The organism is Paenibacillus sp. FSL R5-0914 (genome assembly GCF_038004525.1).
GTDB lineage: Bacteria > Bacillota > Bacilli > Paenibacillales > Paenibacillaceae > Paenibacillus_AQ.
The window spans coordinates 866012-879720 of the sequence record NZ_JBBORH010000001.1 but is presented as its reverse complement, the minus strand read 5'-3'; the positions used below and the strand labels follow the sequence as shown (position 1 = coordinate 879720).

Genomic DNA, 13709 nt, shown 5'->3' with positions numbered 1-13709 from the left:
TAACAATTTGATTAGTTCTATTATATACTAATTATTTTAGTTTGTCACAGGGGTAGGGATAGTAGAAATGCATTCATGACAAACTATTTTTCCTTTGAAGTAAGTTACGTTCTCAGCGTTGCCGCAGAAAATGCAGGCAGGCTCATATTTCTTAAGCATAATGCGCTCACCATCAACGTAAATTTCAAGTGCGTCTTTTTCACCAATGCCAAGAGTACGGCGCAATTCAATGGGAATAACTACCCGTCCAAGTTCGTCTACTTTTCTTACAATTCCTGTTGATTTCATCATAACAATCGTTACTCCTCTCAATGTTCCAAAAACGTCATTATTCGACATTGTTCACTGTTTTATGATATTTATAATACCAACGATTCCCAAAACAGTCAACCTTTTTTCATCTGTTAAATAAGTGCTTTTTCACGAAAACTTTGAATTCCCTATAACAATCACGAATTCTAAAAAAAGTGAAAAAATAAACTTTGTCGATTTACCAAGACTAAAAACGTCACTATTCGACAAAGTACGACATAATTACTTATTATATACTTATATTGGTTAAAATCATATTAAATTTAATAAAGGAGTTGATCTCATGAAGCAGCCGCTCACAGAAGAAAAGGTTTTCAAAGATCCGGTTCACAATTATATCCACGTGCAGGATACTATTATTTGGCGACTAATAAATACAAAGGAATTTCAGCGTTTACGCCGAATTCGCCAGCTGGGTACCTCGTATCTTACTTTTCATGGCGCAGAGCATAGTCGATTTTCTCATTCCCTAGGGGTTTACGAAATTACACGTAGAATTATTTCGCAATTTGAACGAAGCGGGTATAAGGATTGGATTCCTGAAGAAAGTCTGCTCACCTTGTGTGCGGCCTTGCTGCATGATCTGGGACATGGTCCATTTTCCCATTCTATAGAAGAAGCTTTTGAAATGAATCATGAGGATTGGACTTGTCGAATTATTCTGGAGGACACAGAGATTACTGAGATCTTGCGTGATGTGGAGGAGGATTTTCCTCGTAAAGTAGCCTCTGTAATCGCTAAAACTTATGAGCACGAAATTGTTGTAAATCTGGTTTCCAGTCCACTAGATGCTGATCGCATGGATTATTTGCTGCGTGATGCGTACTATACAGGTGTAAACTATGGGACGATCGACATTGATCGGATTTTAAGAATGCTGCGTCCTTATAATGGTCGAATTGTTGTAAAAGAATCGGGAATGCATGCCATTGAAGATTATTTAATGTCGCGTTATCAAATGTACTGGCAAGTCTATTTTCATCCGGTGACACGTAGCTCAGAGATTATTTTGCGACAAATTTTCCGTAGAGCCAAGGAGCTTTTCCAAGAGGGGTACAATTTTAGTTTCATGATTAATCCGCTGGAGGATTTGTTCCGTGGTGAGGTGACAGTGAAGCAATATTTAATGCTAGATGAAGCACTGGTACAGACGGCTTTTATGCAGTGGACACTTGAGAAAGATGAGCTACTAAGTGACTTGTGTACCCGTTTTATTCATCGTAAACTGTATAAATATGTTGAGGTGGAGAATCTCGATACAGATATGATTTCTGAAATTCGCAGCAGTTTTGCGGCAGCGGGACTTCACCCAGAATATGATTTGGAGATTGATTTTCCGACAGATCTGCCCTATGATGTGTTCCGTCCGGGAGAAGCTTTTGACAATAAACAAATTCTGCTGCTTGATCGGCATGATCATCTGCGGGAAATTTCAGAGGTGTCGGATATTGTGCGTTCTATTAGCGGCATTCACCGTGGAAGATATCATCTTTATTTTCCTCAGGATAAGTTGAGAAATGCGCTTACGCGATTGCCTGCTTCTATTGCAGAGATTTTTGCAAAATAATACAAGAAAATATGGGATTTTTGACAAGAAGAGTAGAAATATAAGATATAACGGATAGCTTGAAACTTATATTGTCTTATATTTAAAAAAGAACAAGGAGTGAGGGTTAAAATGTTTCTGTTTGACACACATACGCATCTGGATGCACCTCAATTCGACGAGGATCGCGAAGAAGTTATCGCTCGTGCTGTAGAAGCAGGAGTTAGCAAGATGATTAATATCGGATTTAATCGGGAGACGATTCCCTCAACGATGAAGCTGGCGGAATCTTATGATTATATTTATGCGGCAGTGGGTTGGCATCCTCAGGATGCAATTGATATGAAAGAAGGAGATCTCGATTGGATTGCTTCTCTATGCAGTCATAAAAAAGTAGTGGCTATTGGTGAAATCGGACTGGATTATTACTGGGATACTTCTCCCAAGGATGTGCAACATGAAGTTTTTCGCAAGCAAATTGGACTAGCCCGTGAACTAAATATGCCGATTTGTATTCATGATCGTGATGCCCATGAGGATGTTGTACGGATTTTACGGGAGGAAAAAGCAAATGAGGTTGGAGGCGTGATGCACTCGTTCTCAGGAAGCTGGGAAACAGCTAAAATGTGCTTGAATCTTGGTTTTCATTTATCCTTTGGAGGACCCATTACGTTCAAAAATGCAAGAGTGCCAAAAGAAGTGCTTGCGCAGACCCCACTAGACCGATTATTGATCGAAACCGATGCTCCATATTTGACTCCACACCCCTTCCGCGGGAAGCGAAATGAGAGCGCTCATGTGAAGCTTGTAGCAGAGGCAGCAGCTGAAATTAAAGGGTTAACATGGGAAGAATTGGCTAAAATAACGTATGCGAACGCACTGGAACGATTTGGGATTGAGTGAAAACGGGAGCAAAACAGGCGAAAAATAGAGAATGGCCGATATATTAAACTTTTTTAATATAAAAACGGCTGAATATTACAATATTTTAACCATATTTTTGCGTAAACGTGGTTGAATCGTCCTTTACAACATGCATCAAAACAGGATATCATCTTTTCAGTGATGTGAGCTGTGTTATAGTGACAGCCATTGATTCATGGATCGTCTCGCTGAGTCTCCGTATGGAGAACGGGGGAACCAATATTGACCTGCCGCATGCCTGTATTTTAAATACGGTTTAGACGTGCCGTAGGACAGTATTTGATTTCTTCACGTGGTCTTTGGGGTGAATTTAAGGGCAACCGCCATGAGCGGGTGACCTGAAATAGGGCGTCTCTCTTTCGTCCGAACCCGACAGCTAACCCCGTAAGCGCAAGTAAGAGAGGCAACCTCGTGCACAAGCATTCTCTATTCTGATATTGGAGAAGCCACGAAAGAGTCCTCAGTTGAACTCTTTTTAGGCTTTTTTATTTTTGAATAAATAGAATGTTGCCCACATACTGTTATATAACAGAGGTGGGAGTAGCTGTGCCGAGCAGGCGATCCATGAGCAGGAGACGCTAAGTTATTACGTGCGTGTCCTGTGACAATCTCAAATAGTTTCGTCAAAGGAATTCAGTCCTCATGATATACAATTGACGACGGGGCTATGTAAGGAGGATGGAGAGAATGGGCGTATTCCAACCAGAAGTATCCCATGATTCGCAGTCATCCAGCAGGTCTTTCGCATTACGGTGGGAGCAAGTAAATACTCGCGTACTTTTACTTGCAGGCGTGATTTCAGTCGCTATCGCGCTACTTATTCTGCTGTACGTACACGGTCAAAGTAACAAACAATTATTTTTAGTAATAGACGGGCAAACACAGACGCTTGAAACGCGAGAAGCGCTTCTTGGTGATGTGTTGGAGAAAGAGCAAATTTCGCTGCAGCCGCATGATGAACTATCTTTAGGACTGAGTGATGAAATAAAAGACGGTGACCGTGTCGTTATCAATCGTGCGCAGAAAATTAGTCTTACTGCGGATGGAGCAACAAAAACGTTATATACGACCGAAGACACAATTGGTAAAGCAATTGAGAAAATGGGCATTACCCTAGAAGGTCATGATAAGATTTTCCCTTCGTTAGACACCACCATTTCTGCAAACATGGAGGTTAAGATTGTTCGCATCAACAAACAGACTGTACAGCGATCAACTAACTTACCCTTCAGAGTCATCAAGACAGCAGACCCCTCCCTTACTGTGGGAACAGTTAGAGTGGCACAGGCAGGCAAACCAGGCGTCATGATTCAGCATATTGAAAAGATCTACCAAGACGGAGAACTGGCCTCTATGCGCATGATTGGTAAGGAAGTACAAACGGTAACGAAAGATAAGATTATTGCCGTTGGTACCAAAGCACTTCCTAAGCCGGCTGTAGCTAAGACTACAACAACTTCCAAATCAAACACCACTTCAAAAACGGCTAAGGTTAGCGCCAAGACTAATAACGTCACAAGCAAGGCTGGCGTAGACTTTGAGTACAAGAAGATGATTAAGAACGTCTCCATGACAGCTTATTCATCAGAAGAGCCAGGTATTGGTACCAAAACTGCCTCCGGAACACGCGTAACGGAAGGTCGTACAATTGCGGTAGACCCGAATGTAATCCCTATTGGCTGGTGGGTATATATCGAGGGGCTTGGATTCCGCCGAGCAGAAGATACTGGCGGTGCCATTAAAGGCAATAAAGTAGATGTCTATTACGATTCACTGAGCCATGTCCGTAATTTCGGTCGTAAATCACGTACCGTTTATGTGATTGGACCTGTGAAGCCGGAGTTAAACTAGGCTGAAGCTTTTGCAAATTATTCTTTGATAAGCTATAGTGATGATAACCGTTAAGGAACGCCAGATGATCATTTCGTTGATCGCAGAGCAACCGCTCATCACTTATACATTCTTTAACCAAAAGAAGAGGAGCGAAACCTCTTCTTTTTTGCTTTTTTTGGAAGGAGTCAAGAGATATGATTAAGGAATTAATTGTCGTTGAAGGTAAGAGTGATACCGTCGCTGTTAAACGTGCTGTAGAAGCAGATACGATCGAAACAGGGGGCTCGGCTGTAGACCGGACCGTAATTGCGAAGATCGCGCTTGCTATGGAGCGTAGAGGAGTAATTATCCTTACTGACCCGGATCACGCGGGTGAACGAATTCGTAAGATTGTGTCCGCAAAGGTGCCGGGCTGCAAGCATGCCTTCATTCCGGAGAAGGACGCAACCCGCAAGGGAGATATTGGTGTGGAGAACGCTTCTCCAGAGGCGATTCGTCATGCGCTGCGGAATGTACATACCTCTTTTGAAGGTGCACCTGCTTTAATTGGACTTGATGATCTAATGGCCGCTGGAATGCTTGTACATCCTCGGGCAGCTGAAAGACGTATGGCACTTGGTAATTTGCTTGGAATCGGATATTGTAATGGCAAGCAGCTGTACAAGCGGCTGGCGATGTTTGGAATTACGCGGGAGGAATTTGCCGGAGCTCTCGCCCAAATTGATCAGGGGGGCATTACTTCATGAGTGGTAGAGAGGAAATTTCGACTCCAAAACGGACGAAAGAAATTATTCAACGTTATGGATTCAAGTTCAAGAAGAGCTTAGGACAGAATTTTTTGATTGATCAAAATATATTGGACAAGATTGTTGACGCTGCTGGGCTAGATAGTGAATCAGGGGCATTGGAAATCGGTCCTGGGATTGGTGCCCTGACGGAGCGTTTGGCGCTAACCGCTGGTGCGGTGACTGCTGTGGAGATCGACCGTAGGCTGATTCCTATTTTAAGGGACGTACTTTCCCCTTATCCGCATGTAAAGGTTCGTAATGATGATGTTCTGAATGTAAATCTGCAGGAGCTGTTCAAAGAAGATTTTGCATCCGTGAACAAGGTAAGCGTAGTTGCCAATCTGCCGTATTATGTAACTACTCCGATTCTGATGAAGCTGCTCGAAGAGAAGCTTCCGCTTGATAACATCGTTGTAATGATTCAGAAAGAGGTTGCGGAGCGTATGGCCGCTTCTCCGGGAGGAAAGGAATACGGGAGCCTTAGCATTGCCGTGCAGTACTACAGCGAGCCTGAGCTCGTCTGTATTGTGCCGCGTACGGTGTTCATTCCTCAACCTAATGTGGAGTCCGCTGTAATCCGTCTAAAGGTAAGAGAGCGTCCACCGGTAGAGGTTGAGAGTGAGAAGCACTTCTTTGAGGTCGTCCAAGCTTCTTTCACACAGCGTCGCAAGACGATTGCTAACAATCTCAAGGCTCGTTACTTCCCTGAAGAGGGACGTGAGCGTCTGGAGGCTTTACTCGTAGAAGCTGGTATTGAACCAACCCGTCGTGGAGAAACGTTAAGTCTAGAAGAATACGCCCGATTGAGCGGTGTTCTGTTAGCTGCTGGAATTGAATAAGCTAAAAACATAGCTAGTTATGAACCAACTGAGGCCTTTGCCCATACGATGGGGTAGAGGTGGTGGTTGTAATGAATTTAGGAGACTTGGTCGTTCGTAAATCTTATGGCGGAGATTTGACTTTTCGTGTAGATCATATTGTGCAGGACAGAGCCGTCATTAAAGGCACAGATTTCCGTCTGTTGGCGGATTCTCCTCTGAATGACTTGGTTCAAGTGCCTCCTACCCGAATTACGGAACGAGGACAGCAGGCACAGATTAAAGCGAATGAATCACTGACACAGCTGCGGAAAGACCGACAGGAGCAAAGTCAGCGGAGCGGGAGCGCTCTATCAGAAGGAGCATGGGCTCCATCGCCCAAGGAAGCTGCTTATTTTGAAGTACCGGGGAAAGTACTGCATCTGGATGGCGATCCAGCGTATTTGAATAAGAGCCTTAGCTTATACGAGCAATTGCGGATCCCTGCTGAAGGTCATCATGTTCATGAGTCCGCAATGGCTGACACTTTATACCGGCTGCTGCCCCGCGTGCGTCCAGATATTGTGGTGATTACCGGTCATGACGGGGTGCTGAAGCAACAGCATACTTACGATCTTCACAGTCTGAGCAGCTATAAAAATTCGCAAAACTTCGTAGCTGCTATTAGGGTAGCTAGGGATTATGAGCGAAATTTTGATGCGTTGACGATTGTTGCAGGTGCTTGTCAGTCACATTTTGAAGCACTGCTGGGGGCAGGGGCGAATTTCGCCAGTTCTCCTGGACGGATATTGATCCATGCCCTAGACCCAGTTTATGTAGCGGCAAAATCGTCGTTCACGCCCATTAGGGATACGGTGAATCTGAGTGAGGTTTTGAACAACACCATTAGTGGTAATCAGGGAATCGGCGGTATTGAGACCCGTGGCAGCTTCCGTATTGGGATGCCGCGTCTGCAGAACCTGTCAGCACTAAAAGTGACACCTTCCGCAATTTAATCGACAGGTACAGGTCTATTTTCAAAGCTAATAGGTAATTTGGAGTGGCCGAATAGAGTAACGCGAAGAAAGGGTGAGCGATGAGCTTAACCCTTTTTTTATATAAGAAAGTATAAGTTTCACGCTATACATTATCCTTATATTTCCCGCATATACGCTAACCGTCCTTATAGGGACGACGCCAAAGGCGATTATGCTTGTGTGAAATGGTAGTTATCTTTAAAGATCGACAATGTTATTTTTCTTGCTTTGTGGTAAACCTATTACAGATAACAAGGCTATTAGTTCGCCTCTGATTCCCCGCAAAAAAATTCCGTTGACAACCAAATATTCATCATCTATAATTATTTATTTGCTTTGACAAACACCTGGGGAAGTTGTATAATGGACAAGAAAAGAGGTGGTCGTCAGGCAATGGCTAATAACGCGCTGTTGGAAATCAAACGCAGTCTCGAAGCTCACGTCGGTCATAAGATCACGTTGCGTGCAAACGGAGGTCGTCGTAAAACCGTAGAACGCACCGGTGTCCTGGAAGAAACGTACCCTTCTGTATTTATTGTCAAACTGGATCAGGAGCAGCAAACATTCAAGCGAGTCTCCTATAGCTATGCCGATATTCTTACTGAATCTGTGGAAATCACAGTATGTGAAGACGATGGGCAGATGCGGATTATGTATATTAAAGCTTAATGTTTCACGGGCAGCTTCCTTTGGAGGCTGTTTTTTATTTGTATCAGAAACGGTTGTCCTTCATAAAGGACGACTGTTTCTTTTTTTTTGCGTTAATATTCAGTGAATGATCCTTGTTCTAAGCAAGCATACTAATTGAGCAATCGGTTTATCATTTTCTTTCATAAGGGAGGAATTCCGTAATGAGCCGCAGAAAACGAGGCATGATGTCGGAAGAACTAAAGACAGAGTTAGCCAAGGAGCTTGGTTTTTACGAAACTGTGGAACGTGAAGGCTGGGGAGGAATACGGGCGAAGGATGCAGGTAATATGGTGAAAAGAGCGATTCAGCTCGCTGAAGAGGCTGCCCGGAAATCTTAATCTTTAGCGTGTGAACAATTATTTAACGAAAAAGGGTGCGTCTAACTGGCGACACCCTTTTATTATTGGACTTCATTAGAAGTTTTTCATATAATATGTTAAGTTGTTTTTACGGGAAAAGCTGAAGGTGGGTGAACGCCTTGAAAATGTATGAGAAGGCACCGGCTAAAATTAATTTGATGCTGGATGTGCTGCACAAGCGTGCTGACGGTTTTCATGAGGTGGAAATGATTATGACCATGGTAGATCTAGCAGACCGTTTAGAGCTGTCTGAGCTGCCAAGGGATACTATTATAATATCAAGTCAAGCGGGTTATATTCCCCTAGATGAGAAGAACCTGGCCTTTCAAGCGGCTAGGCTTATTAAAGAGCGTTATAACGTGAAGAGTGGTGTACATATCCATCTGGATAAAAGAATACCGGTGGCAGCTGGCCTGGCTGGCGGCAGCAGTGATGCAGCGGCTACCCTACGTGGTCTGAACCGACTGTGGCGCCTAGGTATACCTGCGCAGGAGCTGCAGGAGCTTGGCGCTGAGCTTGGCTCAGATGTGCCTTTCTGCGTTACAGGTGGCACTGCCTTGGCAACAGGTCGTGGCGAGAAGCTGACGCCGATTAAGAACCCTCCGCAATGCTGGGTAGTATTAGCTAAGCCACCTATCAATGTATCGACTGCGGAAGTATACGGACGTGTGCGGAGCAATAATATAGCTGTTCATCCTTCGGCTCGAAAGATGCAGGACGCGATCGAAGCTGGAGATTTTGGGGGCGTGTGTAATCATCTGGGCAATGTGCTTGAGGATGTTACCCTAAAGCTGCATCCAGAGGTCCAGCAGCTCAAAGAGGCGATGGTTAAGCTCGGAGCAGACGGAGTGTTAATGTCCGGCAGCGGTCCTACAGTGTTCGGTTTAGTGTCCAAGCAGTCTAAAGTAGCAAGAATTTATAATGGACTGCGAGGGTTCTGCAAGGAAGTCTATGCAGTGAGATCACTCAATTAGTATGCTTCTCTTGTGTAAACCCGTACAAAAGTGATATATTTTTCATAAAATATTCGGTTTTGGCGAGGAGCATTCCGTGAAGAAATTAAAAAGAAGCCAACGTTTGGTAGACATGACTCAGTTTTTACTTGAGCGGCCACATGACCTACTGCCGCTGTCTATATTTGCCGATCGGTATGGAGCGGCTAAGTCCTCCATCAGTGAAGATTTGGCGATCATAAAAGAAGTATTTGAAGGTGAGGGCATTGGAGAGCTTCAGACCTTAGCCGGTGCAGCAGGTGGAGTACGTTATATTCCTGTGATGCCTAAAGAAATGGCGCTCTCTTTTGTTAAACGTTTATGTGTGCAGCTGGAACAGACAGATCGGATATTGCCTGGTGGTTATTTGTATATGTCGGACCTGCTTGGACTGCCATCTTTGATGGAGCAAGCAGGGAAGATCATCGCAACGGCCTTTTATGGATCGGAAATCGATGTGGTGATGACAGTAGAAACTAAAGGGATTCCGCTAGCCTATGCAACGGCAGCACAGCTCGGCTTGCCAGTAGTGCTGGTACGACGTGATCATCAGGTTACAGAAGGCTCAGCAGTAAGCATTAATTATGTATCTGGATCACATAAGAGCATACACACCATGTCTCTTTCTAGACGAGCACTCAAGGAGAAATCACGGGTACTCATTGTAGATGACTTCATGAAGGCAGGCGGAACCGTTCGAGGGATGGTTGATTTACTCGGTGAGTTCAATGCCGAAGTTGCTGGAGTGGGTGTGTTGGTCGAATCAGGCGCAGTAGAGACGGAAGAGCGTCTGTTGCATGACTATGTTTCTTTAGTGAAACTAAGCGAGGTAGACTCGAAAGAGCGGCGGATTTCCGCGCATCCGGGTAACTACTTTTCCTCTTGATAGATTGGCGTTTCTTTGTTTTCAAAAAGCGTGGAAATTGTCGAAAACGTAAGGGATATTAAGAAAATCACCCGATGCGTGTCGAAAACAACAGATCCTAAAAAATATATTTCTTTTTTAGGTATTTTATGGAATCAAAAAGAAGGAATTCGCTTTGCTGTGTGGAATTATACACCAAGTCTCTGATGGAAAAAGGTGGTGAACACACACATGCAAATTACGGATGTCAGACTCCGCCGCGTTAACTCTGAGGGGAGAATGAAAGCAATCGCATCCATTACAATCGATAACGAGTTTGTTGTTCATGACATTCGCGTCATCGATGGTAATAACGGGATGTTTGTTGCAATGCCCAGCAAGCGTACACCGGATGGCGAATTCCGCGATATCGCTCACCCGATCTCTTCGGGAACACGCGAGAAGATTCAATCCGCGGTTCTGGCCGAGTACGATCGCGCCGCTACTGAAGAAGAAGAAGAAGTTATTGAAGAGGGAGCTTAGGCTGCCTCGGAAGACGGCTACCTTTTGGGTGGCGTAGGATCCGCCGTTTTTGATAAGATCATACCGAATATACTTCATGACTTAAGCAGCTTGATCTTGCAAGAAAAGCTAGTGCTAGTGAAGGATTTGACGACATCTTCGAAAGGCAGCGATAAATGCTTTTCTAACATGGGGTTTATAGAAAAGAGAACCATGACTTCATGGTTCTCTTTTCTTTTTGCCCGGAATGAGATATATTCAGTAGTGAGTTCAAGAGTAGGAGGTTGGCATTCTTGAAAAGAATGGCTGTAGTTCTTGCCGCAGGTCAAGGCAAGCGAATGAAATCTAAATTATATAAGGTGCTGCACCCCGTTTGCGGTAAGCCAATGGTAGGGCACGTGCTTGATACAGTAGAAGCGACCGGATGCCAGCGCACCGTTGTTGTTGTTGGGCATGGCGCAGAGAAGGTTAAGGCCTATGTAGGGCAAAGTGCGGAATACGTGCTGCAGGAAACTCAGCTCGGTACTGGTCACGCTGTCAAACAAGCTAAGGATTTGCTCGGTGGTGAAGAAGGAACGACGATTGTTGCTTATGGTGACACTCCGCTTATTACATCGGAGACGCTGATAGGATTGATGGCTCTGCATGAGGAGCGTCAGGCGGCAGCGACTGTATTAACCGCAGTAATGGATGATCCATCTGGATTAGGACGGATTATACGTAGTGAAGATGGCGGCTTAATGAAGATCGTAGAACAGAAAGATTGTAATGCCGAACAGGCAGCTATTCATGAAATCAACACAGGAATTTATTGCTTTGATAACATCAAGTTATTTTCGGCTTTAGAGAAGGTTACTAACAGCAATAATCAACAGGAATATTATTTGACAGATGTTATCAGTATTCTGCGTGAGCAAGGTGATCTTGTTCTAGCATTCCAGACTGAGGATGCTAACGAGTCTATTGGTGTTAATGACCGTTTAGCTTTATCTGATGCGGAAGGTATTATGCGTCAACGTATCAACCGCAAACATATGCTGGGTGGCGTAACCATAATCGATCCTGCCTCCACATATATCGGAGCAGATGTAGTCATTGGGTCGGATACAACGATCTATCCAGGAACCATCTTGAAGGGTAAAACTGTAATCGGTGAGAACTGTGTGATCGGACCGGCAAGTGAAATCGAAGATTGTCAGATCATGGACGACGCGACGATTAAGCAGTCCGTATTGAATCAAGCACAAGTTGGCGCACGGACTACCGTTGGGCCTTTTGCCTATTTGCGTCCAGGTTCTATACTTGGAGAAGAAGTGAAGGTTGGAGATTTCGTCGAGATCAAGAATGCTACGATTGGTGACGGTTCTAAGGTGTCACATCTTAGCTATATTGGCGACGCATCTGTGGGTAAGAATGTAAACGTCGGTTGCGGTGCGATTACTGTTAACTACGACGGGTATAATAAATTTACGACAACAATTGAAGACGATGCCTTTATCGGCAGTAACGTTAACCTTATTGCACCGGTTTCTGTGGGCAAGGGGGCTTTTGTTGTAGCTGGTTCGACAATTACGCGTTCCGTTTCAGAGAACGATCTGGCTGTTGCCAGAGTGCGGCAGGAGAATAAACCGGGATATGCAGAGAAGATCCGTTCCCGTGCAAAAGCGAAGAAAGACCACTCGAGTCCATCGTAAAGCGTTGCTAAGAAGCGCCGGACGGACTTACATTTCCGCGCCGGCGCCTTTGGAAAGCTAAATTCCGTCACGGAGGGTTTAAATTTTATGACTTATTGTGATTCCAAATTAAAGATTTTCACCTGTAACTCCAACCCAAAGCTTGCTAGTCAAATCGCTGATTACATCGGAATTCCGATGGGTGAATCGCATACTACAAGTTTTAGCGATGGAGAAATTCAGGTCAAGCTGTCAGAGAGCGTTCGGGGTTGTCATGTGTATATTGTTCAATCCACCTGCGGCCCGGTTAATGACAACCTAATGGAGCTTTTAGTTATGGTGGATGCACTCAAACGCGCCTCCGCAAAAAGCATCAATGTGGTTATCCCTTACTATGGTTACGCTCGTCAAGATCGGAAAGCTCGTTCCCGTGACCCTATTACGGCCAAGCTGGTAGCAAATTTGATTGAAAAAGCCGGCGCCCACCGTGTAATTACGATGGACCTCCATGCTATGCAGATTCAGGGATTCTTTGATATTCCAGTGGATCACTTGCTGGGAGTTCCCATACTGGCTCAGTATTTCCGTTCCAAACAAATCGAGAACCCAGTTGTCGTATCGCCAGATCACGGCGGTGTAGTACGTGCAAGAAAGCTTGCTGATTTCCTGAACGCTCCGCTTGCAATTATAGACAAGCGTCGTCCAGAGCCGAATGTCAGCGAAGTCATGAACATTATCGGTAATATTGAAGGTAAAACAGCCATTCTGATCGATGATATTATCGATACTGCTGGAACCATTGTACTTGGTGCTAATGCTTTGATGGAAGGCGGCGTGAAGGAAGTATACGCTTGCTGTACACACCCAGTATTGTCTGGTCCTGCACATGAACGTCTGGAGAATTCTCCAATTAAAGAGATTATCGTGACAGATACGATTCCAATTCGCAGCGCGAACCCAACTTCTAAACTAAAAGTGTTGTCCGTGGCTCCACTTATGGGTGAGGCAATTATCCGCGTTCATGAAGAGTTGTCGATTAGTAAATTGTTTGAGATTGAATAAATATAAGGATAATGTATAGCGTGAAACTTATACATTCTTATATTGTACAAAAGGGTTACACCTCCGCTCTCGGAGATGTAACCCTTATCGGCGTGATGCAGGTAGAAGCGCTGGCTTCAATACCCGGCGCGGGAGACGAAGGTGAATATGCTGCGGTTATAGAGTGTCCCTTGCAGCTCCACGAATCCTTCGTCCACTGCTGTCAATACACCAATGTCAATGTGCACGTCGCCTCTGTATATTTCCACAGGCACAGCATATTGGATATGGTACTGAAAATCGCGCTGATGTGTTAAGATTCCACTTTGATGTAGCATAGGTTATCACCTG

General features: G+C 44.5%; 15 protein-coding genes and 1 riboswitch. Of the genes, 13 read left to right on the top strand and 2 right to left on the bottom strand.

Annotated features, from left to right (window positions below; all coding sequences use genetic code 11):
• Nucleotides 1-36 precede the first annotated feature (36 nt).
• Nucleotides 37-291, bottom strand: a complete 255-nt coding sequence (locus MKX60_RS03770) for an AbrB/MazE/SpoVT family DNA-binding domain-containing protein (RefSeq protein ID WP_042123095.1) — start codon at nt 289-291, stop codon at nt 37-39.
• A 304-nt stretch (nt 292-595) separates the two neighbouring features.
• Between MKX60_RS03770 and MKX60_RS03765 the strand changes: the two genes are divergently transcribed.
• From MKX60_RS03765 to MKX60_RS03705, 13 genes are all read left to right on the top strand, one after another.
• Complete coding sequence (locus tag MKX60_RS03765; RefSeq protein WP_076300971.1) at nt 596-1879, top strand: HD domain-containing protein; 1284 nt, start codon at nt 596-598, stop codon at nt 1877-1879.
• Nucleotides 1880-1990: 111 nt separating this feature from the next.
• A complete protein-coding gene (locus tag MKX60_RS03760; protein WP_042183828.1) occupies nt 1991-2761 on the top strand; it encodes a TatD family hydrolase in 771 nt (256 codons plus the stop codon).
• 197 nt (nt 2762-2958) lie between these two features.
• Nucleotides 2959-3188, top strand: a riboswitch (cyclic di-AMP (ydaO/yuaA leader).
• 281 nt (nt 3189-3469) lie between these two features.
• On the top strand, nt 3470-4633 hold the full coding sequence (locus MKX60_RS03755; RefSeq protein ID WP_076286881.1) for a 3D domain-containing protein: 1164 nt from the start codon (nt 3470-3472) through the stop codon (nt 4631-4633).
• 176 nt (nt 4634-4809) lie between these two features.
• Entirely contained in the window at nt 4810-5361 is a 552-nt protein-coding gene (gene rnmV, locus MKX60_RS03750; RefSeq protein ID WP_042183831.1) for a ribonuclease M5, read from the top strand.
• On the top strand, nt 5358-6242 hold the full coding sequence (rsmA, locus tag MKX60_RS03745) for a 16S rRNA (adenine(1518)-N(6)/adenine(1519)-N(6))-dimethyltransferase RsmA (protein ID WP_341059094.1): 885 nt from the start codon (nt 5358-5360) through the stop codon (nt 6240-6242). Before rnmV ends, rsmA begins: the two co-directional genes overlap by 4 nt.
• 71 nt (nt 6243-6313) lie before the next feature.
• Complete coding sequence (gene yabG, locus MKX60_RS03740) at nt 6314-7216, top strand: sporulation peptidase YabG (protein WP_042183835.1); 903 nt, start codon at nt 6314-6316, stop codon at nt 7214-7216.
• A 414-nt stretch (nt 7217-7630) separates the two neighbouring features.
• A complete protein-coding gene (gene veg / locus MKX60_RS03735) occupies nt 7631-7906 on the top strand; it encodes a biofilm formation stimulator Veg (protein ID WP_019914493.1) in 276 nt (91 codons plus the stop codon).
• A gap of 182 nt (nt 7907-8088) precedes the next feature.
• Nucleotides 8089-8265: a small, acid-soluble spore protein, alpha/beta type gene (locus MKX60_RS03730; RefSeq protein ID WP_042183837.1), complete on the top strand. Its 177-nt coding sequence runs from the start codon at nt 8089-8091 to the stop codon at nt 8263-8265.
• Nucleotides 8266-8405: 140 nt separating this feature from the next.
• Nucleotides 8406-9260: a 4-(cytidine 5'-diphospho)-2-C-methyl-D-erythritol kinase gene (gene ispE, locus MKX60_RS03725; RefSeq protein ID WP_042183839.1), complete on the top strand. Its 855-nt coding sequence runs from the start codon at nt 8406-8408 to the stop codon at nt 9258-9260.
• A gap of 76 nt (nt 9261-9336) precedes the next feature.
• The gene (gene purR, locus MKX60_RS03720; RefSeq protein WP_042183840.1) at nt 9337-10164 is read left to right on the top strand and encodes a pur operon repressor; all 828 of its coding nucleotides are present in this window, start codon (nt 9337-9339) and stop codon (nt 10162-10164) included.
• A 210-nt stretch (nt 10165-10374) separates the two neighbouring features.
• Entirely contained in the window at nt 10375-10665 is a 291-nt protein-coding gene (gene spoVG / locus MKX60_RS03715) for a septation regulator SpoVG (RefSeq protein ID WP_042123119.1), read from the top strand.
• A 272-nt stretch (nt 10666-10937) separates the two neighbouring features.
• The gene (glmU, locus tag MKX60_RS03710) at nt 10938-12338 is read left to right on the top strand and encodes a bifunctional UDP-N-acetylglucosamine diphosphorylase/glucosamine-1-phosphate N-acetyltransferase GlmU (RefSeq protein WP_042183845.1); all 1401 of its coding nucleotides are present in this window, start codon (nt 10938-10940) and stop codon (nt 12336-12338) included.
• 87 nt (nt 12339-12425) lie between these two features.
• Nucleotides 12426-13379 (top strand): ribose-phosphate diphosphokinase, encoded by a 954-nt coding sequence (locus tag MKX60_RS03705; protein WP_036678796.1) that lies wholly within the window; start codon nt 12426-12428, stop codon nt 13377-13379.
• Nucleotides 13380-13495: 116 nt separating this feature from the next.
• On the opposite strand, the gene MKX60_RS03700 is transcribed toward MKX60_RS03705, so the two are convergent.
• Nucleotides 13496-13696, bottom strand: coding sequence for a hypothetical protein (locus tag MKX60_RS03700; RefSeq protein WP_042183847.1), 201 nt, complete (start codon nt 13694-13696; stop codon nt 13496-13498).
• Nucleotides 13697-13709 lie beyond the last annotated feature (13 nt).

Bases quoted from the DNA above. Each gene is read 5' to 3' on its own strand.
- MKX60_RS03700 (WP_042183847.1), bottom strand. From the start codon at position 13,696: ATGCTACATCAAAGTGGAATCTTAACACATCAGCGCGATTTTCAGTAC.
- yabG (WP_042183835.1), top strand. From the start codon at position 6,314: ATGAATTTAGGAGACTTGGTCGTTCGTAAATCTTATGGCGGAGATTTG.
- MKX60_RS03730 (WP_042183837.1), top strand. From the start codon at position 8,089: ATGAGCCGCAGAAAACGAGGCATGATGTCGGAAGAACTAAAGACAGAG.
- veg (WP_019914493.1), top strand. From the start codon at position 7,631: ATGGCTAATAACGCGCTGTTGGAAATCAAACGCAGTCTCGAAGCTCAC.
- MKX60_RS03760 (WP_042183828.1), top strand. From the start codon at position 1,991: ATGTTTCTGTTTGACACACATACGCATCTGGATGCACCTCAATTCGAC.
- MKX60_RS03770 (WP_042123095.1), bottom strand. From the start codon at position 291: ATGATGAAATCAACAGGAATTGTAAGAAAAGTAGACGAACTTGGACGG.
- spoVG (WP_042123119.1), top strand. From the start codon at position 10,375: ATGCAAATTACGGATGTCAGACTCCGCCGCGTTAACTCTGAGGGGAGA.
- rsmA (WP_341059094.1), top strand. From the start codon at position 5,358: ATGAGTGGTAGAGAGGAAATTTCGACTCCAAAACGGACGAAAGAAATT.
- rnmV (WP_042183831.1), top strand. From the start codon at position 4,810: ATGATTAAGGAATTAATTGTCGTTGAAGGTAAGAGTGATACCGTCGCT.
- MKX60_RS03755 (WP_076286881.1), top strand. From the start codon at position 3,470: ATGGGCGTATTCCAACCAGAAGTATCCCATGATTCGCAGTCATCCAGC.
- MKX60_RS03765 (WP_076300971.1), top strand. From the start codon at position 596: ATGAAGCAGCCGCTCACAGAAGAAAAGGTTTTCAAAGATCCGGTTCAC.
- MKX60_RS03705 (WP_036678796.1), top strand. From the start codon at position 12,426: ATGACTTATTGTGATTCCAAATTAAAGATTTTCACCTGTAACTCCAAC.